The sequence below is a fragment of the Arthrobacter antibioticus genome (assembly GCF_030063205.1).
In the GTDB taxonomy this organism is placed as follows: domain Bacteria; phylum Actinomycetota; class Actinomycetes; order Actinomycetales; family Micrococcaceae; genus Specibacter.
This window is the reverse complement of record NZ_JASISQ010000003.1, coordinates 401,209-421,314: the sequence shown is the minus strand read 5'-3', so window position 1 is coordinate 421,314 and position 20,106 is coordinate 401,209. Positions and strand designations below refer to the sequence as shown.

The following is a 20,106-nucleotide window of genomic DNA, read 5'->3' as shown; positions in this document are numbered from 1 at the left end:
CTGTTACTTCTGTAGCTGGGCGCCTACTTCATCCGAGTTGGTGTCTGTGACGGCTGCGGCGAGTCGGTCATCCCAAGCCTTGCGAATGTGATCGGGTGTGCGCGGGGTCAGCAGGGAGACCACAACATAAACAAGCAATGATGATGCCAAGCCAATGTAGATGGGCTCGTTGGCGTAGATTCCGTCTTCGCTGAAGATGACTCCGGTGGCGAACAGCACCAGCATGGCAATGGTGACTACGCTGCCAACTGCCATCGACCAGGCAGCTCCAAGACCGGTACCGCGCTTCCAAACAAGGCCGCCGATGATGGCAACGAGCAGACCGCCAACCAGAATGTCGTAGGCGATTGTCAACGCGAAGACCACGTCGTTGACCACAATGGAAATCAAAACCACCAGGACACCCAAGCCCAGGACGTAGGCACGGTTGGCGTTAACATCGTGCTCCGGGTTGGCCGAATCTGAGGTGTCAATTTTCTTGCCGAACCAGCTGGCAACGTAGGGGACAACGTCTTTGCGGGCAACTGTCGCTGCGGCAATGAGTGAGCCGGATGCTGTGGACATCATGGCGGCCACAGCCGCGGCCATGACGATGCCACCAATGCCCAGGGGCAGTAACTGGGTGGCGACTTCTGCGTAAACAACATCCTTGCCCAGGTTGGCAATGTCAATGGTGGGCAGCGCAACAAATGCTGCCATTCCGATCAATGCGCCAGCAATACCGTAAAGGATGCAGTAGATACCGGCGGTGGCACCGCCCCAGCGGGCAACTTCGGGGGTGCGGGCGGTGAAGACGCGTTGCCAAATGTCCTGACCGATGAGCATCCCCAGGGTGTAGACCACAAAGTAGGTGATGATTGTTTGGACGCCGATTCCATCCCACTGGAAGAAGCTCGCATCAACGCGGTCACGGATGCCGTCAAGGCCGCCTGCCGCGTTCCAAGCGAAGGGCAGCATGAGCAAGAAGATACCCACGGTCTTGATGATGAACTGAACCTGGTCAGCGAGGGTGATTGACCACATGCCGCCAATCGTGGAGTACAGCAACACAATCGCTCCACCTACAGCGATAGCCAGCCAGCGGTCCCAGCCGAAGAGGACCACAAAGATGGTGGCATAGGCTCCTGTAGAGGTTGCCGAGATCATGATGGTGTAGGCGAGCATGACTATGCCTGAGAACTTGGTGCTTTCTTGACCGTAACGCAGGCTGAGCATCTGTGAGACTGTGTAGATCTTCAACTTTTGCAGGGTGGGGGCAAATAGCAGGCTGAGCAGTAACACGCCAACACCGATGGCAATGACCAGCCACATACCGGAGATGCCGAACTTGTAACCGAGGCCCACGCCTCCTACTGTGGAGGCGCCACCGAGCACCACGGCGGCCATGGTTCCTGTGTAGAGGAATGGTCCTAATCGACGGCCGGCCACCAGGAAGTCGCTATTATTTTTGGTCCGCGACTTTCCCCACCAACCAAAGGCCAGCATGGCCACCAAATATAAGACGACTATGGCAATGTTTAAGTCCATGTGATGCTCCAGAGTGCGAAGTAGTAGTAATCCCCCGAAATATTGCCTCTTAAGCAACACTTGTTGTCTATTAGGCTAAACTGTGACTGCAGTTACAGTCAAAGTGCAGCTTGAGAGCAAGCGGCAGCCGTGGTGTCAAAGGAGCCGCTAATGAAAGCTTTGCACGTGGAACCAAGTACCGGTCCCGTTGCCATTGGATCGCGCATTCGCGCCGCTCGCCAGGATCAGCGACTAACGATTGAGCAAGTGGCTAACGCGACGGGACTGACAAAAGGGTTCCTTAGCAGGGTTGAGCGCGATCTCACCTCACCAAGTGTGGCCTCCCTTGTGACGCTGTGCCAAGTTCTCTCAATTTCCATTGGCGAACTTTTCGCAGCCCCGGAAACCCACTTGACCCGTAGGGGAGAGGGCCCGCGCATCTCCTTAGGCGGTGAGGGAATCGTAGAGCGCCTGCTGAGCTCACGCTCTGAACGTCGCCTGCAAATTCTTGGCGCCACTATTGAACCTTATGGGTGTGGCGAAACTGAACTTTATGCTGTTGATTGTGATGTGGATGTTCTGCACATTATCAGCGGAGAATTGACATTACGCATGACCCACGAGTCCTATGACCTGCGCGCAGGGGACACGCTTTCATTCCCCGGCCGGGAACCGCACAGTTGGCAGAACCATACGGCGTATCCTGTTGAAGCGTTGTGGATTCTTGTGCCGGCAGCCTCGGGCTCTGGGGTCAACTAACCCACATGCACCCACGGGCGGGCCACCAGATCCGGCTCGGCCTCGCGGAGCACCTCCCGGGTTACCGGTGCAATTTCGCCCTCACCGATAAACAGATACTTCAGTAAATTGGAGATGGGGTTCCCCTCGGTCCAACGGAAGTAAATGTGCGGAATAAGCCCCGTAACATCGCGAATATGTAGCAGAACAGCGGCAATGGTATTGGGCACATTTGAGGCGTGTACCTGTAAAATTTTGTAACCGTGCCGGGTGATACCACGTACCTCCAACGCCGTCTCAAAATCTGAAGAGTCATCCACAATGACCTCCATGAACAGCACCTCTTTAGGATTGCCAATATCATTGACGTGCGCGGCATGGGCAAGCTTGCGTCGGTAGGCAGAGGAGCTGCGAGTCTTTGGGTCGTGGGAAATGATCCGCAACCCGCCTTCGTCCACGGCTGCCACAAAGTTCATGGCTGCCTCATCCAAACGAATGTAGGTGGCCCGCAGCTCAAAGGATCGACGGATCCTCGAAAGCAGGCTAACAAAGACAATGCCTAGAATGAACAGCAGCGCGATCTTCAGACCGTCAGGGCGTTCGATCGAGTTCGCCACAGTTGTGTACATGAAAGCTACTGAGACGGCACCAAAGCCAACAGTTTTTACTCGCTCACCTTTGCGCCTGGCGGATAAAGTTACGGCGATAGCTGCGGAGGTGATGAGCACCAGAACACCTGTGGCATAGGCACCTCCTTGAGCATCGACGTCGGCCTTGAAAATTACTGTGATGAGAAGCGCGACGGCGGTGAACACCAGCACCAGGGGTCGCACGGCGGCTGCCCACTCGGGTGCCATGCCAAAGCGCGGCAAGTAGCGGGGGACGAGGTTCAAAAGCCCGGCCATGGCGCTTGCTCCGGCGAACCACAAGATGGCTATGGTGCTGATGTCATAGATTGTGCCGAAGCCTTCGCCGAGTAGCTTGTGGGCTAGGAAGGCAAGAGCGCGACCATTGGCTGCCCCTCCCGGCTGGAATTCGGCGGCGGGAATCAAAATAGTGGTGGCCAGCGAGGACGTGATCAGGAAGGTGCTCATGATGACGGCCGCTGTGGTGAGGAGCCTATGAGCGCCCTTGATGCGACCTTCAGGATTAGTATCCGTGTCGGTGGGGTGACCCTTGATCTGCGGCATGACGGCAACTCCCGTTTCAAACCCGGACAGGCCCAAGGCAAGGCGGGGAAAGACAAGGAGTGCGATGGCAACAATCATGATCGGGTTGCCGTGTGAGGTGGTGAGCGCGCCCCACCAATCGGCAGTCAGCAGGGGACTGTTCACCACGTTCGCCAGTGCCACACTGATAACTACAAGGTTCAGGACTAAAAAGAGGGCCACTAGAACCACTGCAATGCTGATGGCTTCCTTGAAGCCCCGCATGAAAACAGCTGCCAAGGCAGTAATCAAAACAAGAGTGATGATGATGTTTTGCCCATGAAGGAAGTCCGGTGCGAAGGGATTTTCAATCACATGGGCGGTGGCGTCCGCGCTTGAGAGCGTGATGGTGATCATGAAGTCGGTGGCCGCGAAACCGAGCAAGGCCAGCACAAAGAGCTTGCCCCACCAGCGCGGAAGCAGGCGTTCAAGCATGGCGATAGAGCCGGCGCCACGTGGGCTCTCCCTGGCTACCCGCTTGTACACGGGAAGTGCGCCGAACAAGGTCACCAGGACAAGGACAATAGTGGCTAACGGAGCCAACACCCCTGCTGCCAGCGCTGCTATGGCGGGCTGGTAGCCAAGGGTTGAGAAGTAGTCAAGACCTGTCAGGCACATGACTCGCCACCATGAGTGCGGTTTATGGTGTTCTGCTGGCCGGCCATGCGGTCCCTGACGTTTGCCGGAACTTTCGGGCATGCCTTCTAACAACCACTGGTGCAGCGCTGCTTTGCCCCGAAGCTTTCCGGCGCCTCCGGGATCGGCCGGAGCCTTGGCAAGGGATGTCACGTGCGACCTTTCGTCTTCGCTACCGCTAAATTGCGGAATTTACCGAGCTGTGGCTGCGGTTGCAGTTGATGCGCGGCTACTGGAGACTAGCACCGGTGTGCACCGATTAAGGTCGGTTTTGACGAAATCTATACGCCCGACTTTTTTTGCACGCCTGAAGGCGACCAGGTCATTTTCAGAAGGCGGCAGCACTGTTCAATGTTCTTCAGCAGGAGCCCATTGTGACTCTCTCCGAGCGGGGCTGACATGGGACTCGCGGTTAAGGCGTGTTGGTACTGATCCGGCTTTGGGCAGTGGGATTGTAGACGGAGCCATCCCAGGCTTAGCCCGACTTCGCGTTGAGTGAGCCCACCACAAGTCACCTGCGCAATTCTCAGGAGTTTATTGGCCCGGCTGCCCTGCGCTGTCTGCGTTGAAGGGCCCGGTAAATGGTGGATCGGCTGATGGAGAATAGTTCGGCTAGTTCGGCCATGGTGTATTTACCCTCATTGTGTAGTTCAAGGAGGTGGGCTTCTTGCTTCACCGTGAGCTTTGGCTGTTTTCCCCTTAGCCTGCCGTTGGCCTTGGCAACCTTCATTCCCTCGCGGGTGCGCATACTGATGAGGTCGGCTTCAAACTCGGAGATCATTGCCAGAACGTTGAAGAGCAGTTTGCCCATTGGGTCAGCGGGGTCATGGACGGAGCCACCAATGCTGAGCTTGACTTCACGGCTGGCGAGGTCGTCCGCAATTTCGTGGGCGTCCCGGACGGAACGGGCTAGGTGGTCGAGCTTGGTAATGACGAAGGTATCTCCGGCCCGGCATGCTGCGAGGGCTTCGCGAAGTCCGGCCCTGTTCTTGTTCCTACCAGTAAAGCCATGGTCAACGTAGACGCGATCCGGCTCAACGCCAAGGATAGCCAAGGCATCACGCTGTGCGGTGAGGTCTTGTTCTTCCGTAGATACACGGGCGTAGCCAACCATGATCCCAGACATGCAGTCCAGTGTGTCATATACGCTCCGCGGGATTCTATCGATCGAAGCAACACCTATTTCAAGGTGATTCGATATGTATTTGAGTTCTTCTTCTCCAACAGGCATCAGGTTTTTGGCCTCGATTAAGCAGGGGAATGGTCTCAAACCTTCCGCCCGCGCGGCTGGTGTCCACCAAGAGGTTGGATATCGCTGGTTGCGTGAAAGTTATCTGGGATTCCGCCGTGATGGAAAGAATCCGGCCGAGGCAACGGAGGCGTTGGGGTTCACCACTTCTAGGATCCCGGCGTGGGAGGCTGCAGTGGGCGACACGGGACGGCACCACCTGCAGGTCGACGTCAAGGATGAAGTCACATTCTGGGAGGCATTTGATGCTGGCAAAGATCTTGCCCAGTCCGCTCTTGTGGCCGGGGTTGGCCGCTCGACGGGGTATCAGTGGCTGCAGGTGCGTTTCGAGCAGTTCCGGGGCCAGAAGGTTACCTTGAAGCGTTGTCAGTCCAGGCTGCGGCTGACGGATCATCGCTGCCACGCTTTGGAACGCGAACGCCTTGCACGACTGGCAACACAGCGAAATGCGGCTGCTGCAGCCCAACACGCCGCCGTCTTGTCATCGGGGCGGTACGCGGACCAGGTGCTGGCTTCAACGGTGTCTGAGTCGAAACAGCACCGCTTGGAGCGGAACACGAAGTACTGGCAGCTGATGCGAGAGGGCAAAAGCAACGCTGAAGCATGCAGACTTCTGGGTATGCACAGACGAACAGGCACGGTACTGCGACAAGCCAACAATTTCCAGATTCCGTCCCTCAAACCGGTGCCGGAACCGGCCGGCCGATATCTCCAGTCCCGTGAACGGCTGCAGATAGCCGACCTGCTGGAACTGGGTCATTCCATGCGTTCAGTGGCCCGCGAACTAGGCCGTCAACCCTCCACCATCAAACGAGAATTGGACCGTCATCGGGACAGCGAAGGCCGCTATCTGCCCCGCACCGCCGATCATGACGCCAGAGTGCAGCGCGCACGGCCGAAGACCCACAAGCTCGCCTCGAATCCTCGGCTGCGCGGACTAGTGCAACGCAAACTCAATCGCTGCTGGTCCCCTGATGAAATCTGTGGATGGATGAAGAAAACCTACCCCGAGGACCTCACGCTGCGGCTCTGTCCGGAGACGATCTACCGGGCCCTGCTGTTGCGCGATGGCCAAGGTATTCACAAGCGTTACGCCACTAAGCTGCGGACCGGTCGAAGGATCCGCAAGACTCGCTGGCGTAACCGGACTGGGCAAGGTTCACGGATCCGCAATATGACCATGATCGACCAGCGGCCGGCCGAGGTTGAAACACGGTTGGAAGCTGGCCATTGGGAGGGAGACCTGGTGATCGGGGTCGGATCCGTATCAGCCATGGTGACTTTACGAGAGCGGAAAACCCAGTACGGCATCGTCGTTAATCTGCCGTACGACCACACGGCGGCAAGTGTGAACGCAGCCATCAGCGGTGCGTTCGCGAAGCTCCCACCTGCCATGAAACGAACACTGACCTGGGACCAAGGAGTCGAGCTGGCCTCGCATGAGGAACTCACTCAAAAAACCGGCGTGCCAGTGTATTTCGCTGAGCGCTCCAGCCCCTGGCAACGCGGCGCGAACGAGAACTTCAACGGCCTACTTCGCCAATACTTCCCCAAGGGCACCAACCTCGCCGTTCACAGCACACAGCACGTTGCCAACGTCATGCGCGAACTCAACACGCGTCCACGAAAGACCATGGACTACGACACTCCAGCAGCACTATTCAGTACCGAACGCAAAGCATCAACCAAGATTATGAGGTAGCCTCGAAATATCGGGATAACGACCCCAATTTCATTCAATTGTTGCGTCGACCAATAGAATCCGCCCTCCCATCACCGGTCAATTCACCGGACACCTCTTACGGCACAGTTGGCGACTATCAGTCACAACGATGCATGTCAGGGGTTGGTTTGTTCGGTGGGGGACCGGCTTGAGGGACACTTTCAAATGCCTATACGGGACACCCGTAAAGGACGCCGAATCAGCAGCTTGGGCAACAAGCGTGCGCTGGAAGGTCCTCCAAAAGAACCTTTTTAACGCAGTGAGGGCCCCTTCCAAAGGGCCCTCACTGACTCAAAATGCCTGCGGTATGAGGCTAAGTCTCACATGAGTCCCTTTCCGATCCAGGCGATCGGCTGGTGCTCCTACGCTGGTTAACCCTAACTCCGGTTGGTCGGGTCATCTTGAGCTACGAGCGGCCCACTGCGGCCCTTGGCAAGGCACCTAATCCCCGGGTTATGGGTCCAGGGTCTTAGTTCTTGCTGAAAATTCCAGCGGTCCAACTCGATAAACCTAACCTAGCACACAATTATCCGGGCAAGCCATGTCAATTCCTTGAAAATAAAGGGAAAGAAAAGGGATGGAAATATTCTGTTAGTTCTTGTTGAACAATTCAAACTACTCTAGTTGCTATGTATCTACTACACTAGTTGAAGAATATGTTAGTCGTTGACCGTAGAAGGAGTATAGGACCATTACTAGTACCGGTAATATCCGTAAAGTAGCCTCATCGTCAGCAACCGAAAAAGTCGCTGGCAGAGTGGCGGATGAAGCCCTGAAACAAGATGAAAAAGTGGATGCACAGGCCGTTCTTTTTGCACAGGTGCTTGAACTCTCCAAAAAATTTGCAAGGGAAATAGACGGGAGTTTGGGCGTGCGCAAGGCCGTACCCATTCGCAATTCCTTCGTCCGCAACGACACCCCCGGAGAGTACGCGCCCCTGAAGAAGTTGGTAACGGGCGGAGGCGGTCGCGGGGCCGCTGTTCCTGTGATGCTCTACGTCGCCCTGATCTGGAAGTGCGCAAAGAAACCCTTTGACGTGAAGCTCCCTGCACGGAAGTGGGCGACGCTCTTGGGCCTGCCGGATCCTTCCGGTAAGGGGGCCCGGCGAATCGCCAACGCTTTGCAGACACTGGCAGACCTCCAGCTCATAAGACTCGACAAGACACATGGTGAGCCATCGAATGTCACTCTTCTGGATGAGTCAGGCGATGGGTCCCAGTATGAGCTTCCATCGACGGCCTATTCTCGGGGCGGGTTGAAGCGCGACTTCTATTTCAAGGTCTCTAGCAAGCTGTGGACCTCGGGCAAGTTTCAACAGCTGGGCGCTCCAGGTTTGACGATGCTGCTGATCCTCCTAGCGGAAGGTGGATACAAGCCCAGCAAGACTTCTTTCTCCAATAAATTGGGCCTCGGTTTTGAAGGGCGTGACGTATGGTTCACCACTGAGAACTTCCCGGCCCGATATGGCATCAGTGCTTCTATGCGGTCCCGCGGGACCAAGGAACTCGAAGATGCTGTCCTGCTGGTAACTCATCGCCGGCCAGTAGGCCCCCCAGGAACTCAGCTGTCGTTCACAACGGAAAAGGTTCGCAAGGTCTACGTGCTCATTGGTGATGCGGTGGTGGCGGAGAAGGAAAGTGGGCCTAAGCGGGCAAAGGCCCCAGCGAAGGTAGACACCGCAGCGGGCACGGCCTTAGATGGTTCCAAAATTCATTGGTCTAGGCGTGGACTGTGACCGCACTGCAAGCAATGTACATCGTCGTTGGTGACAAAGAGACCCACCGATACTCATACAGCTGGAAGATTTGGTGGCATGGGTCATCGTTTTACATCAAGTCTCGTGATAAATCCTTCGCAGACTTTAAAGTGAGTTTGCATGGTGCTGATGCATTTCATCCTGATCCGGGATTCATCGTCGGCCGCGATCAGTCTGCGACGAAGCCTTCGCTGAGCAGGACACTGGAAAACGGACGGTTCCTTGGATCCAGATTTCCTGGAAGAAAGGTTGCCGACGGGGTACTGCATGTCGCAACGCTCCGTTTTGGGGCTGAACTATTCGCGGAGGGCTCTGCTCGCCTAACGCTGCCTAGCAATGTAAAGGTCCGGCCTTCGATCACGGCACACATAGCAGTCGCGCCCTCCGAAGGTGAAGTCACAGATGTTCACCTTTATCTGTCGAAGGGCAGAGCATATGTCCAGCACGGAGAAAAAGCACGCGCGGCCAATGCTATTTTCGGACCACTACGGAACACGCAGGATGAGTATCTCACTGGGCTGGTGAATAAGTGTTCCCTGGCGAGGAACCCGTCACCCCCGGGACTAATCGCGCCACTGCCCTATGATGAAGCTGATCGGGTTCGAGGGTTTAGCAGCACCATAGACCCTACCGGCGGTTTCCTATGGATTGCCGAGCAGTGGCTTTCCCAGAAAGAGCTGGAAACAGAAGCAGAACAAATGTAAGTTATGGCCATGACCAAACGAGTTGACTCATTTGGGGTGGACGGTGAATAAGTGAAAAATCGTGGGTTAGTGATGCTGTGCGTGAAGGGAACCTCTTCCAGAGCGTTCCCGCAGAGCGTTCCCCAATGGACACTGATTTGTTCGGCAGGCGAGTCAAGGACTTATGCCGTTGAAGGCTGCTGGTGGACTGGCCTTAACCAACGGACGTGAACCAACGCTCAAGCTGACATTCTTGTGGCCGGCCGAGCTGCCATTATTTCTGGCTGCGGGCAGTTGCGTACCCTTCGGCAATCAAGACTGCCATGCCTGACACCAATCCTACGCAGAGGATAGGCAGCCCGATCCAGCCAAGCTGAATCGTCTGTCCGATATAAGTATCTTGGGAGACCAAATCCGGAACCCATACTGTCGTGCTCCCCACTACCAAGAGAATAAGTCCACTGATTGTGGCTGCCAGAGCCACGACCCAAGCTGCAATTCGAGACCATCGTTGGCTTTTAGAAATATGAGTCATTGCCAAATCCTACTATCAGCCTTCGAAGCCGATCTTAAGCCAAAATCCCCGAGGAAGTGTTCCGCTGGGAAACACCCGGCCGAAGGGAGAACCAACATGAACTTCCTGCCTCGCACACTCGTCAAACCAGCGCTGTGCCCGGCAAGGGTTCCCGTGAGGGACGCGTCGGTGCTGCGCGGAGGGCTCGTGGCACTGACATGTCCGGATCCGCACGCGGCTGCCAGTCTGAGCACGTTTAGCCCAGAATAGTGTGGCTTGGGTGGGCTACTTGTGGCACGATCAGGAACATGAGTCCCGAGCAAGAAATAGCCATTGAACTGACCGAGGATGAGCGCAGCGTCCTGTACCAGGGCCTTGCACAATGGGGCGGTCCAGCCAAGGGAACAGAAGCAATGGCGGTTGCTATGGGTTTCAATGGGCTGTCGGACTTGTACAGTGTCGGCTATCGAATCGCCGTCGAGGTCCGGGAGGAACGAGCCTTGACGATACTCGACTGGCATCGCGCGGTGCTGGCCACCGAAATCATGTTCGCCAGCGAATTTATTGGCGCCGGCCTTGAATGGCATGGCATCACAGGATGGGATGACGTGACAACGCTGCGCCTCATCCGCTCCGTGCAACTCAAAGTCCTGCATACAACGGCGCCAATACTCCGTGGCGACTAACATCCAACAAACCAGGCCAAGGGGCGGACATGAATTCTGAGCCCTGGAATTAATACTCAAAAAATCAAGACGTCCCGTAGGCCGTTCCGCCTGCGGACAACATCAACGATCTTGCTACCGCCGGCGCCAAACGCGGTTTATCGGCCGGTGATAGACCGGCTTGTGGGACGGTCCGAAATGCCTATCCGGACGGACCTCTTGCGGGTGCTTCTTGCGAGGGTGGGACGGTGGGCGATCGGCCACCCGCATGGAAGACCGAGGGTATTTTCCAGAAATCGAGCTCTTGTGTAACGCTAAGGGAAACGGCTAAATTTGTGTCGTCGGTGATTATTGGTAGCGATCGTCACGACACATAGGGCAGGGGGACCCCATGAAGATCCGTAAGTTTTGTACGTTGATTGCTGCCGTCCTGATGGCAGTAGTTTTCGGGATGTCAGGCCAGGCAGCGTCCGCTTCATCGCTCACGTCGGAAACAACGGTAGGCGTCACCACCGTTGCCGCGCCCCAGGGTCAAGACACGGTCATGGTGGCGGCAGCAGAATACAGACCGTTTACGTCGGCGAATTTTCGGTACAACCTGATCCAGCGAACCGGCTACGACCCCGGGTCACGGTGCCAGGAGCACCACACCATGCCCGAGGCCTTCAGTACGTACTTCGGCGCCAAGGGAATTCTGATCCACGACCCGAGCTTCGGTCTGTGGTGGGGTTCGGCTGCTGGGGTGGCCAACAACCACTCCGATCTTTCCGCCGCGCACAACCGTGACTGGCAGAGATGGATTGACCAGAACAAGAACGCGACGAAGGCAACCGTGCTTCAGTTCAACACGTCGATTACGGCCGTTTACGCGAGATACTCCCGCTGCTGAAAGGTGAGCGTATGTCCGAATGGGTTCGCATCGAGGCCAGATCAAAACGCAACGACGTGTGGCTCACCGTCTGCGGACAAGGTAAGCCGAAGATCACCGGAGATCCCTGGTACATGCCCGACGGTGTCACCAGTGTCTACCCGTTCATCGTGGACTGGCGTCCTGAAGAACTTCCGTTCCCGGTATGGCTTGCTCCCTTCAACGGAGGCAAGAAGTACGGTGACCTGCTGTGGACTGGTGGGATGGCGTTGAAGATTGCCTCCACTCGTTTCATCGAGGCACTTCGCGCCGCTGAGGTCACCGGTTACCGAACCTTCGACGTCGAGGTTCGAGACCACGCCGGCTCGCCTGTCGAGGGATACACCGGATTCGCGACCGATCCGTCCCCGGGGTCTGACATCCAGAACCTCTACGGCCAGCCATATCAGAACTATGCTTTCATCGCCACGCAGCGTGTCGTCGAGGCATTGCACGATCACGGAGTTGACCAGCTGGAGATCAGCCCCTACACCCCCGACTGACGTCGAACCCCTCGCGCAGAGAACGAATCGCGCAAGCACAACCTGGTGTCGGAACATACACCAGTCTCAGGCGCCGCGGCCACAAGAGGACGAGACTATCGAACCCATTAGAGACTTGTGCCGATCGGCACGAAATTAGCGATGCTGGATCTCGAAAGAATTGCCGTGACAACGAGTAGCTTTCGGGTCCATTAATCGGTTCGAAACAATTCTGGCAAACCCTGTCCGCAGGAGGTTCCACTTGCGGCTACTGTGATCTGTGCAGATTTGGTATGAGTTTTTGGAAAAATGACGGCATCTCTGCGGGCTACCCATTCCGAGGGCGCAGCCATGGTCCCCTTGTCAGGGCATGGCTTCTACACTAAGTTTCTTGAATGGGGATCAAATGGCGTAATCAGAGATGTTTTCCAATTCTTGCCTGTACAACCGCTACTTTGCTCGCACTATCCGCGTGCACCGGGGCCCCACAGCAAACGAACGAGTCCACTCTCCCCTTCCCCGCACCCTCATCAAGCGTGTCCACATCGTCACTGGATTCTGAAATTAGTCCGCACGCCAAGGGAACCTCACTTCAATTCGAATGCGCCAATCCCATCAGGACTGGGCTCACAGCAGTCGATCTTGGTGCAGGGCCGGAAAAGCCAGGAGTACCGGAAGTTCTCTACATCAACACAGCCTCCACCGGAATAGACGCAAACCAGTGGGGCGCCGGCGTTACCTCTGACGGCCTCCAATTCCAAAAGATGGGCCTCGTCATGAAGGCAGGCACCGCTTTCACGTTAAGCGTGCCCGCAGAAATGCGCGACAGCATGAAGATCGGCTGGTCAAATTCCGGGTATACACTCGCCGACGAATTAGTGATTCCCGGTTGTTCATCCGCACAAGCCAACGCAAACTGGCTTGTCTACCCCGGCGGGTTTTGGCTCAAGGAACCCGGATGCGTTCCCCTCGAGGTAACAACGGACCAAACGACCCAGACCACCTACATCCCAATCGGCAAGACCTGCCCCTGATCGCATGTCCGACCGTCCCAGTAGCCGTTCCACTTGCGGGTGGATGGAAAGAAAGACTCAGCCGTGTTTGGATGAAGCATGGTCATCCAACAGATCCGGCTCATGCGTATCACCGTCGTCATGCTGGCGCTTGGGTCGATCCTGGCCCAAATTTTCATCACGCCGCACGTCGCGAGGTCCTTTGCGGCAGCGTATCCTGAGGTCGCCTACCTAGAGCGCCCGTACACCATCGCCGTCATCGTTGCGATCGCCGGCTTTGAGCTGGCACTGCTGGCGGTCTGGCAAATTCTCTCGATTGTGAAGCGGGGAGCAGCGTTCACCGGGTCACCAATGCGTTGGGTTAATTTTATGACAGTCTGGCTCCTCTTCACCGCAGCGACATTGATCGGCATCATCATGCACGCCACTTTCATTGCAAACATTGGCACCCCCGTTATGCTCTTCGGGCTTCTCGCCTCTATCGCTTTCGGAGCAAGCGCACTGGTCTTGAGGACAGCGGTGAAGCGCGGACTCCTAACCGGTATATTCCAAGACGACCCTGAGCAAGGCACCCCTGCCCCGTAGACCGACGTGCTTCACTCTTTGCGTACGTGATAATTGCGCTGGTTCCGTCAGTATGGTTTCGCCTGTACCGGTCTTGGTTCGGCTTGCGATATCCGGGGGCTAAGTTACGTGGTGCTTGAGTGGGCATGATTCCAAGTCTCAGCGTTCCTTGATGCCATAATGTGCTCTGCCGTCATCAAACCGGTAACCAATGGTAAAGGAAGAATAAATCACGCCATTCTTGAACTGGGTCTTTACCTCCTCGGCGAATGTATCCGCTTCAGCCACGGTGGCGAAGACACGAAGGATGGTGTTGTGTGGGCTCTCATCATGCTGAACGATCCAGACTTTGTGCTCTGACTGCATCTTGGAAGTCTCTCTTACCCGGCTTCTGCCCCGCAACAGGTTCCCCTACGGGCTCAGAGCTACCAGGCTAACGACTTCTGATACTCGTGCCGTCGCTTTCTGAAAGCGACAGTTGCATAGCCAACGGTCAATATGACCAGCTGTGATCCTGAATTGCAGAGGTGCTGAGGTCAACGGCAGTCGCTAGACACCGGAATTGATGCGAATATTCATATCATCGATTATGATGTGAATATTCATATCACAGCATCGTTTGTGTCAATGTGGAAGGCTCAAAGTGTCGAAACAAATAGCGAAGATCCATTCACCGGCTGATCTAGGGATGGCTTTGCAGCAGGCGAGGCTGGCCGCAGGAATGTCCCAGAGGGAGCTTTCCGCGCGGACAGGCGTCACGCAGAGCGCTATCAGCAATCTGGAGTCCGAGGCCTATACTCTCTACGCGGAAAGGCTTTTTAAGCTCTTGCGCGAATGCGGTGTGACCGTCACCGCGGAGTGGGACGACAGTACTGAAAGTGGAGAACCTCAATGAGACTCCATGTTGAGTTGAGCGGGCAGTTCATTGGGGTGCTGAGCGGTGACGAGCGCACATTCGACTTCACACCGGCACGCACGGCTATCGATCATTTCGGGGTGGGTAGCCGGGCCTTGTCCGTCGCTGTGCCATTGGTCGCGCGGCCAAACAGGGCGCACGCGTCGCGGAGGCGGAACTTCTTCGAGGAACTCCTCCCGGAAGGAGACCAGCTTGAGTTCATGCTGGCGATGGCCGGGTTGCGCAGGCGCGATGCTTTGGCGTTCTTGGCCCGGTTCGGGCGCGACATCGCGGGCGCGCTTCAGATATGGGACGCTGACAATCCTACGGAGCCACAGACCCCCGAAGCCCGGCCGGTGTCGGAGGAGGACGTGCACGTCCTGCTGACTGAGCGCGCCGCGAACCCGCTCGCTAACTCCGGCGTTCTGGGCAAGACTTCGCTCGCCGGCGTGCAGCCGAAGATTGTTCTTGCCCAGCTGGACGGCGAATGGCACCAAGTCTTCGGCGGGTTCCCGTCGACGCACATCGTGAAGCCGATAGTTTCAAACCGGCCCACGGAAATATTCGATGAAGAGTACGGGGCGCGCTTCACCCGTGCGCTTGGCGTTGCCAACTTTGACACGCATCTTGCAAACTTTGGCGGAACCGATGCGCTCGTTATTCAACGGTTCGACCGTGATCTTGCAGTTCCAGGCGGGAGGGTTCACCAAGAAGACTTCAACCAGGTCCTCGGAGCCGCCGGGAACCAGAAATACCAGGCGTACGGCGGCATCGTGAATCTGAAGCGCATCGCTGAAGTACTGAGAACTCACGGTCAGGCAAACGATATGCGGAAGCTTGCCGTCGTCACAACCCTCGGCGTCGCCATCTCAAACCTCGACATGCACGCGAAGAACCTGGGTCTTCTGCACTATGCCGATGGGCACATTGCATTGGCGCCAGCGTATGACTTTGTACCTCATGGTCTTCGCGAAGGGTTGGATGGGCAGCTGGCCCTCGCTGTGAACAAGAAGTACTTGCACGCGACCGTCACCAAGGACGATCTCGTCCTCGAGTTCAGTTCGTGGGGCATGCGCGGCACTAAAGATATCGTCAACGACACGCTTGAACAGGTGCAAGTCATTGCCGCTAGGGAGGAACCCGTTACTCAGGCGGCGGCAGGATTGGCCGAGAATGCTAGTGCGACTGTGCAGCATCTGCTCGACGGACGTGCCGCGGGCGCAATGGAAATGGGCCCGTGACAATCAACGACGAGAGATTTATGCGCTAGCGCCAGCATGCCGTTTCGGACTTACATGCCTCGTTCTGCTTCCCTTGGATCAGGCCTTCAGTCCGGGCCACCAACGTGTTCCGTCCAAGGTTCACCAGTGGACACCACCCTCCACCCCGTTTCGCTGTCTCGTTGTGAACTCCACCTAACCGGGACCGGACCAGCCAGTAGCAGGTTGTGTCAGGTCGTCCATCATGTTGTTCCAGACCAATCCCTCAGGCCCTGTGGTTGACTGTTGAACAGCAACATTGCTTTGACCACCGTTGTTCTATACTCATAGCGAAGAATGCTTGGGGGCTTCTGAATGTTTGAACCGAAACGAATCGCAACACGAGGCTTCTTCCTGTGGCGCGTCGCTTCCCTGCTGGCCCCGCTATTCGTGGTCCTTGCCTTACTGCTACCACTGACAACCGTTCCAGCGGCAGCCCTTGTGACCCTCACTCTGGTATTGGGTTTCCCCACCTGCAAGTCGATGCTGCAGCAACGTAATTCTCGACGCATCACGTCCTGGTGGCTCGGGTTATCCGGAGCATCAATTTTGGCCTTACTGGCCAAGTGGATGCTGCTGGCGATGCCTTTCCCCCGATATGCAGACTATTTCCCTCCAGAGCATGTGTCGCCTCCGCGCCAAGCAATCCTTGACAACGCGTCAGTGCTTTATTGGGGAGCCAGCTGGGTAGCGGTCATCACCACCATCGCTGCGGTAGTCGTCCTTAGCCGATTGTTCCAAAAAATCCTAGCAATTCATCGGCAGACGGTGCTTGAGACTAGCCATTTATAACCAAAGCCATTGATTGCTACCTGAAATAAAGCTCGAAGCGCACCCTCAAGAACGGATCAACCGTAAACAGTGCCGTAGGCCGTTCCCGTTATGGGTACGTGTTAGCTGTGTAAGCGGCGACTGAAAATGACGCACCCGGATCTGTCACCAGCTATGCCCAACCACTCACGCCCTAGAATCGAATGATGCATCACCTTCTGCGCCTGGATGATTGGACCCCTTCAAACCTGCATGAACTGTTCTACGTGGCTAGAGAATTCGAACAGGGGTGCGGGCCACGGGTAAAAGGCTGCGCCGTGCTTTTCTTTCCGCCGTCCAGTCTTCGCACGCGGGTATCGTTCGAGCGCGGGGCCTTGCTGATGGGGCTACAACCGATAACTCTCCCGCCCGAAACGCTCGACAAGCCGGAGGCACTGGTCGATGTAGCGGGCTATCTTGGGCAGTGGGCGGATATAGTGGTCGCCCGTCATCCCAGCATCGCGCTTCTTGAGGAGATCGCTGCGGCGAACGTCCTTCCGGTGGTGAACGCCATGACCGATGTGAACCACCCATGCGAGGTCTTGTCCGACTTGTATACTCTCTCCGTGACCAGCGATCCATTGGAGCTGCGCTACCTTTTCGTGGGGGCCGATGGGAACATCTCTCGGGCGTGGCAGGAAGCTGCACGTGCCTTTGGGCTCGACCTGGTCCAGTGTTGCCCGCCCGAGTTGTCCAGCCCGGGTGCTGCGTGGAATGGCGACCTCAGGGACGCTTCAAGCCGCGCTGACGTGATCATTACCGACGGCCCTGGCAAACACGCAGAAGCCCTTGCCCCCTATCAGGTGACAGCCGAGGTGTTGCATTGGGCACCCGATGGGGTCCGGCTGGCTCCTTGCCCGCCATTCGTGCGTGGGCGAGAAGTCTCCGCCGATGCAATCGCTAGCGCGTCCTTCGTCGGTCACGGATTCAAGTCGGCCTTGCTGCCGGTACAACAGGCCATCATGTCAATGCTTCTAGATTCGGCTCGTAAATAACCGTTCAAGGTTCGGCGGATTCTGGCGGTTATTGCAACAGGAGGGGTTCGATCAGTTCGATCGGCTTCTTGAACTCTAGTCGTTTGCGTGGTCGGTCGTTGAGTTCGGCGGCGACCCAGTCGAGGTCTTCGGCGCTGTGGATGCCGAGATCTGTGCCCTTGGGGAAGTACTGGCGCAGGAGTGGAGTGGTCCCCGAAAGTTGGACACCTTAACTGTGTGTCTAACTTTCAAAGGGGTCCATCTGTGTACTCGCGAAGCACGTTGAGCAGTTCTGATGCTGTCTCGGCTGTCGACTTTTTTGAGGAAGGCTTCACCGCAAAATCCGTTGCGTTGACTCTTGACCTCGCCGTGAATCCTGTTCAAATGTTGTATCAACGATGGCAACTACGGGGAGCAGGTGCGCTGGTGACCAGAGAGCGAAGGCAGTACGACTTTGATACCAAACTCGGGATCGTGCGCCGCCACGCCGACGGAGAGTCTGGAAGAGCTCTCGCTAAAGAGTATGACTTACCCTCGCCCACGACCGTGGCGAATTGGACGGTCATCTACCGGTGTGATGGCGAGGACGGGTTACGCCCCAAGAAGCAGGGCCGACCTCCGAGAGATCGTGGGCTCCTTCCTCAGGAGAGCGAGCTCGAGACGTTGCGCAGGGAGAACGAACGACTTTGTGCCGAGGTCGCGTATCTGGGAAAATTGCGGGCCTTGAGATCACAGGAACGACGCTGAAAGTTAGAGCCGTCGAAGACCTCAAGGCACAATTTGCTCTTTCGCTCTTGCTGCCGATCGCGAACCTCCCTAGATCGACCTTCTACGATCATCGAAATCGACTCCGACGCCCGGACCGCCATCCCGAGCTCAAAGAAGCCATTCGTGAAGCCTTCGAAGCTGCCAATAGCGCCTATGGCCATCGACGAATCCTCGCTATCTTACGACGGCAGGGATGGCGGGTTTCGAAGAAGACCGTGCTGAAACTGATGCGTGCCCTCGGGCTGCAGTGCCCGGTACGTCGTCGCAAACGGTATAACTCTTTCCGCGGAGAGGTAGGCGAGGCTGCCGAGAACGTTTTAAACCGCCAGTTCGGGACAGAACTTCCGCAGACGAAGTGGGCCACAGACGTCACTGAGTTCAACGTCGGAAACTCGAAGGTATACCTCTCACCTATCCTGGATCTCTACGACAACAGGGTTATCTCCGCTATTGCCGGGCCATCTCCAAGCGTAAAAATGGTCACTGATAGCCTCCGCGCCGCGATCAATACCCTCCAACCAAATGAGAAACCTCTGGTTCACTCCGATCAAGGGTTTCAGTATCGCCACGCCCTCTGGAAAGACGCGTTGCACTACGCGGGACTTACCCAGTCGATGTCCCGCAAGGGAACGGCGAATTCAATCGGTCGTCGCACCACCCCTTTGGTTGTGAGGTGTTGTGCATGCATTCGAAGACGGATCGGATTGTTAAGGAAGCGCAGTTTTGGGTGCTGATGGCCCAGGGCTCGACGTTGATTGCGGCGTGCAACGCTGTAGGAGTGGATCGAAGAACCGGGCGCTGTTGGCGGCAAGCAACTGGCGGGCTGATCCCGCGGAAGAAGCCGGAGCCCTCGGGCCGGTACCTATCGTTGGATGAGCGGCTGAGGATCGCTGATTCGTACCTCGCTGGCGGCAGTGCACGATCAATTGCGGTGCAGATGAACCGGTCCGCCTCGACGATCAGCCGGGAGCTACGCCGCAACGGACCCGTGAGGGGCGGGCGGGGCAGTGGGACGTATGCGCCGCATGCGGCCCAGAAGAAAGCCGAGTTGCGTGGCTGCCGGCCCAAGGGCAGCAAGTTCGACGACGAGGAACTGGCCGACCTGGTGCAGGCCAAGCTATGCGTGAAGTGGAGTCCGGTACAGATCAGCGACCACCTCACCGCAAGGTTCCCGGACCGGGCCGAGATGCGGGTCTGTCCCGAAACGATCTACCAGGCGCTGTATGCGCGGGGACGCGGACATTTGCCACCTGACCTGCATCAACACCTAGGGACCGGCCGTGGCGTCAGGAGACCCAGACGATCCGCTGGTAATCGGCCGGGCAAGATTGCGGACATGGTCTTGATCAGCGAACGACCTGTAGAGGTCAATGACCGGGCCGTGCCAGGGCACTGGGAGGGAGACTTGGTGCTGGGGTCAAACTGTCGTTCAGCGATCGCGACGTTGGTGGAGCGACACGGCAGATACACGGTGCTGGTCCACCTTCCCCACGATCACGGTGCCATCGCCGTTCGGGAGGCACTGGTGAAGGCCATCAACGCCTTGCCGGAGCACCTGCGCAAATCGCTGACCTGGGACCAGGGCACCGAATTGGCGCAGCACCGGCAAATCACCCTAGCAACGAGAATGGACATCTACTTCTGCGACCCGCACTCGCCCTGGCAGCGCGGAACCAACGAGAACACCAACGGGCTCCTGCGCCAGTACTTTCCCAAGGGCACGGATCTGTCCGTGCCCTCACCGAAGCGGCTGCTG

General features: G+C 56.9%; 22 protein-coding genes and 1 pseudogene. 17 read left to right on the top strand and 6 right to left on the bottom strand.

Annotated elements, in window-relative coordinates:
* Positions 1 to 3 precede the first annotated feature (3 nt).
* Positions 4 to 1,527 (bottom strand): sodium:solute symporter family protein, encoded by a 1,524-nt coding sequence (locus QMG40_RS09420; RefSeq protein ID WP_283530775.1) that lies wholly within the window; start codon positions 1,525 to 1,527, stop codon positions 4 to 6.
* A 150-nt stretch (positions 1,528 to 1,677) separates the two neighbouring features.
* Here QMG40_RS09420 and QMG40_RS09415 point away from each other — a divergent pair, with 150 nt between their 5' ends.
* On the top strand, positions 1,678 to 2,265 hold the full coding sequence (locus QMG40_RS09415) for a helix-turn-helix domain-containing protein (RefSeq protein WP_283530774.1): 588 nt from the start codon (positions 1,678 to 1,680) through the stop codon (positions 2,263 to 2,265).
* Here the strand turns inward: QMG40_RS09415 and QMG40_RS09410 are convergent.
* Both QMG40_RS09410 and QMG40_RS09405 read right to left on the bottom strand, forming a co-directional pair.
* Positions 2,262 to 4,241, bottom strand: coding sequence for an APC family permease (locus tag QMG40_RS09410; protein ID WP_283530773.1), 1,980 nt, complete (start codon positions 4,239 to 4,241; stop codon positions 2,262 to 2,264). The genes QMG40_RS09415 and QMG40_RS09410 overlap by 4 nt on opposite strands.
* A 373-nt stretch (positions 4,242 to 4,614) precedes the next feature.
* Positions 4,615 to 5,214, bottom strand: a complete 600-nt coding sequence (locus tag QMG40_RS09405) for a recombinase family protein (RefSeq protein WP_283530772.1) — start codon at positions 5,212 to 5,214, stop codon at positions 4,615 to 4,617.
* Positions 5,215 to 5,287: 73 nt separating this feature from the next.
* Here QMG40_RS09405 and QMG40_RS09400 point away from each other — a divergent pair, with 73 nt between their 5' ends.
* The 3 genes from QMG40_RS09400 to QMG40_RS09390 all read left to right on the top strand — a co-directional run bounded on the left by QMG40_RS09400 (position 5,288) and on the right by QMG40_RS09390 (position 9,520).
* On the top strand, positions 5,288 to 7,039 hold the full coding sequence (locus QMG40_RS09400) for an IS30 family transposase (RefSeq protein ID WP_283530771.1): 1,752 nt from the start codon (positions 5,288 to 5,290) through the stop codon (positions 7,037 to 7,039).
* Between the two features lie 778 nt (positions 7,040 to 7,817).
* On the top strand, positions 7,818 to 8,795 hold the full coding sequence (locus QMG40_RS09395) for a hypothetical protein (protein ID WP_283530770.1): 978 nt from the start codon (positions 7,818 to 7,820) through the stop codon (positions 8,793 to 8,795).
* On the top strand, positions 8,792 to 9,520 hold the full coding sequence (locus QMG40_RS09390; protein ID WP_283530769.1) for a hypothetical protein: 729 nt from the start codon (positions 8,792 to 8,794) through the stop codon (positions 9,518 to 9,520). The genes QMG40_RS09395 and QMG40_RS09390 overlap by 4 nt, the downstream gene beginning before the upstream one ends.
* 253 nt (positions 9,521 to 9,773) lie before the next feature.
* Here the strand turns inward: QMG40_RS09390 and QMG40_RS09385 are convergent, their stop codons facing one another.
* Positions 9,774 to 10,034: a hypothetical protein gene (locus tag QMG40_RS09385; RefSeq protein ID WP_283530768.1), complete on the bottom strand. Its 261-nt coding sequence runs from the start codon at positions 10,032 to 10,034 to the stop codon at positions 9,774 to 9,776.
* Between the two features lie 96 nt (positions 10,035 to 10,130).
* Between QMG40_RS09385 and QMG40_RS09380 the strand changes: the two genes are divergently transcribed.
* The 6 genes from QMG40_RS09380 to QMG40_RS09355 all read left to right on the top strand — a co-directional run bounded on the left by QMG40_RS09380 (position 10,131) and on the right by QMG40_RS09355 (position 13,665).
* Positions 10,131 to 10,283 (top strand): hypothetical protein, encoded by a 153-nt coding sequence (locus tag QMG40_RS09380; RefSeq protein WP_283530767.1) that lies wholly within the window; start codon positions 10,131 to 10,133, stop codon positions 10,281 to 10,283.
* 38 nt (positions 10,284 to 10,321) lie between these two features.
* Positions 10,322 to 10,699 carry a hypothetical protein gene (locus QMG40_RS09375; protein WP_283530766.1) on the top strand — a complete coding sequence of 126 codons (378 nt, stop codon included), beginning with the start codon at positions 10,322 to 10,324 and terminating at the stop codon, positions 10,697 to 10,699.
* Between the two features lie 370 nt (positions 10,700 to 11,069).
* On the top strand, positions 11,070 to 11,567 hold the full coding sequence (locus QMG40_RS09370; RefSeq protein WP_283530765.1) for a hypothetical protein: 498 nt from the start codon (positions 11,070 to 11,072) through the stop codon (positions 11,565 to 11,567).
* 11 nt (positions 11,568 to 11,578) lie between these two features.
* On the top strand, positions 11,579 to 12,088 hold the full coding sequence (locus QMG40_RS09365; RefSeq protein ID WP_283530764.1) for a hypothetical protein: 510 nt from the start codon (positions 11,579 to 11,581) through the stop codon (positions 12,086 to 12,088).
* Between the two features lie 515 nt (positions 12,089 to 12,603).
* Positions 12,604 to 13,101 (top strand): hypothetical protein, encoded by a 498-nt coding sequence (locus tag QMG40_RS09360; protein ID WP_283530763.1) that lies wholly within the window; start codon positions 12,604 to 12,606, stop codon positions 13,099 to 13,101.
* A 78-nt stretch (positions 13,102 to 13,179) separates the two neighbouring features.
* Entirely contained in the window at positions 13,180 to 13,665 is a 486-nt protein-coding gene (locus tag QMG40_RS09355; protein WP_283530762.1) for a DUF2975 domain-containing protein, read from the top strand.
* 138 nt (positions 13,666 to 13,803) lie between these two features.
* Here the strand turns inward: QMG40_RS09355 and QMG40_RS09350 are convergent, their stop codons facing one another.
* On the bottom strand, positions 13,804 to 14,010 hold the full coding sequence (locus tag QMG40_RS09350; RefSeq protein ID WP_283530761.1) for a hypothetical protein: 207 nt from the start codon (positions 14,008 to 14,010) through the stop codon (positions 13,804 to 13,806).
* Positions 14,011 to 14,332: 322 nt separating this feature from the next.
* Here QMG40_RS09350 and QMG40_RS09345 point away from each other — a divergent pair, with 322 nt between their 5' ends.
* From QMG40_RS09345 to QMG40_RS09330, 4 genes are all read left to right on the top strand, one after another.
* Positions 14,333 to 14,539: a helix-turn-helix domain-containing protein gene (locus QMG40_RS09345; RefSeq protein WP_349361616.1), complete on the top strand. Its 207-nt coding sequence runs from the start codon at positions 14,333 to 14,335 to the stop codon at positions 14,537 to 14,539.
* The gene (locus tag QMG40_RS09340; protein WP_283530759.1) at positions 14,536 to 15,780 is read left to right on the top strand and encodes a type II toxin-antitoxin system HipA family toxin; all 1,245 of its coding nucleotides are present in this window, start codon (positions 14,536 to 14,538) and stop codon (positions 15,778 to 15,780) included. The genes QMG40_RS09345 and QMG40_RS09340 overlap by 4 nt, the downstream gene beginning before the upstream one ends.
* Before the next feature lie 333 nt (positions 15,781 to 16,113).
* Entirely contained in the window at positions 16,114 to 16,590 is a 477-nt protein-coding gene (locus QMG40_RS09335; protein WP_283530758.1) for a hypothetical protein, read from the top strand.
* 182 nt (positions 16,591 to 16,772) lie between these two features.
* A complete protein-coding gene (locus QMG40_RS09330) occupies positions 16,773 to 17,603 on the top strand; it encodes an ornithine carbamoyltransferase (RefSeq protein WP_349361612.1) in 831 nt (276 codons plus the stop codon).
* Between the two features lie 28 nt (positions 17,604 to 17,631).
* Here the strand turns inward: QMG40_RS09330 and QMG40_RS09325 are convergent.
* Positions 17,632 to 17,793: pseudogene (locus QMG40_RS09325) on the bottom strand (IS30 family transposase); the annotation flags it as partial.
* Between the two features lie 53 nt (positions 17,794 to 17,846).
* On the opposite strand from QMG40_RS09325, the gene QMG40_RS09320 reads away from it, so the two are divergent.
* From QMG40_RS09320 to QMG40_RS09315, 3 genes are all read left to right on the top strand, one after another.
* The gene (locus QMG40_RS09320) at positions 17,847 to 18,329 is read left to right on the top strand and encodes a helix-turn-helix domain-containing protein (RefSeq protein WP_283530757.1); all 483 of its coding nucleotides are present in this window, start codon (positions 17,847 to 17,849) and stop codon (positions 18,327 to 18,329) included.
* On the top strand, positions 18,269 to 19,084 hold the full coding sequence (locus QMG40_RS17395) for an IS3 family transposase (protein WP_459252982.1): 816 nt from the start codon (positions 18,269 to 18,271) through the stop codon (positions 19,082 to 19,084). The genes QMG40_RS09320 and QMG40_RS17395 overlap by 61 nt, the downstream gene beginning before the upstream one ends.
* Positions 19,033 to 20,106, top strand: a 1,074-nt coding sequence (locus QMG40_RS09315; protein WP_283530756.1) for an IS30 family transposase, incomplete at its 3' end; no start/stop codon positions are given. The genes QMG40_RS17395 and QMG40_RS09315, both read left to right, overlap by 52 nt.

Coding starts and splice junctions, on each gene's coding strand:
- QMG40_RS09420 (WP_283530775.1), bottom strand. CDS start 1,527: ATGGACTTAAACATTGCCATAGTCGTCTTATATTTGGTGGCCATGCTG.
- QMG40_RS09415 (WP_283530774.1), top strand. CDS start 1,678: ATGAAAGCTTTGCACGTGGAACCAAGTACCGGTCCCGTTGCCATTGGA.
- QMG40_RS09405 (WP_283530772.1), bottom strand. CDS start 5,214: ATGTCTGGGATCATGGTTGGCTACGCCCGTGTATCTACGGAAGAACAA.
- QMG40_RS09400 (WP_283530771.1), top strand. CDS start 5,288: ATGTATTTGAGTTCTTCTTCTCCAACAGGCATCAGGTTTTTGGCCTCG.
- QMG40_RS09385 (WP_283530768.1), bottom strand. CDS start 10,034: ATGACTCATATTTCTAAAAGCCAACGATGGTCTCGAATTGCAGCTTGG.
- QMG40_RS09380 (WP_283530767.1), top strand. CDS start 10,131: ATGAACTTCCTGCCTCGCACACTCGTCAAACCAGCGCTGTGCCCGGCA.
- QMG40_RS09375 (WP_283530766.1), top strand. CDS start 10,322: ATGAGTCCCGAGCAAGAAATAGCCATTGAACTGACCGAGGATGAGCGC.
- QMG40_RS09370 (WP_283530765.1), top strand. CDS start 11,070: ATGAAGATCCGTAAGTTTTGTACGTTGATTGCTGCCGTCCTGATGGCA.
- QMG40_RS09365 (WP_283530764.1), top strand. CDS start 11,579: ATGTCCGAATGGGTTCGCATCGAGGCCAGATCAAAACGCAACGACGTG.
- QMG40_RS09355 (WP_283530762.1), top strand. CDS start 13,180: ATGGTCATCCAACAGATCCGGCTCATGCGTATCACCGTCGTCATGCTG.
- QMG40_RS09350 (WP_283530761.1), bottom strand. CDS start 14,010: ATGCAGTCAGAGCACAAAGTCTGGATCGTTCAGCATGATGAGAGCCCA.
- QMG40_RS09345 (WP_349361616.1), top strand. CDS start 14,333: ATGGCTTTGCAGCAGGCGAGGCTGGCCGCAGGAATGTCCCAGAGGGAG.
- QMG40_RS09340 (WP_283530759.1), top strand. CDS start 14,536: ATGAGACTCCATGTTGAGTTGAGCGGGCAGTTCATTGGGGTGCTGAGC.
- QMG40_RS09335 (WP_283530758.1), top strand. CDS start 16,114: ATGTTTGAACCGAAACGAATCGCAACACGAGGCTTCTTCCTGTGGCGC.
- QMG40_RS09330 (WP_349361612.1), top strand. CDS start 16,773: ATGATGCATCACCTTCTGCGCCTGGATGATTGGACCCCTTCAAACCTG.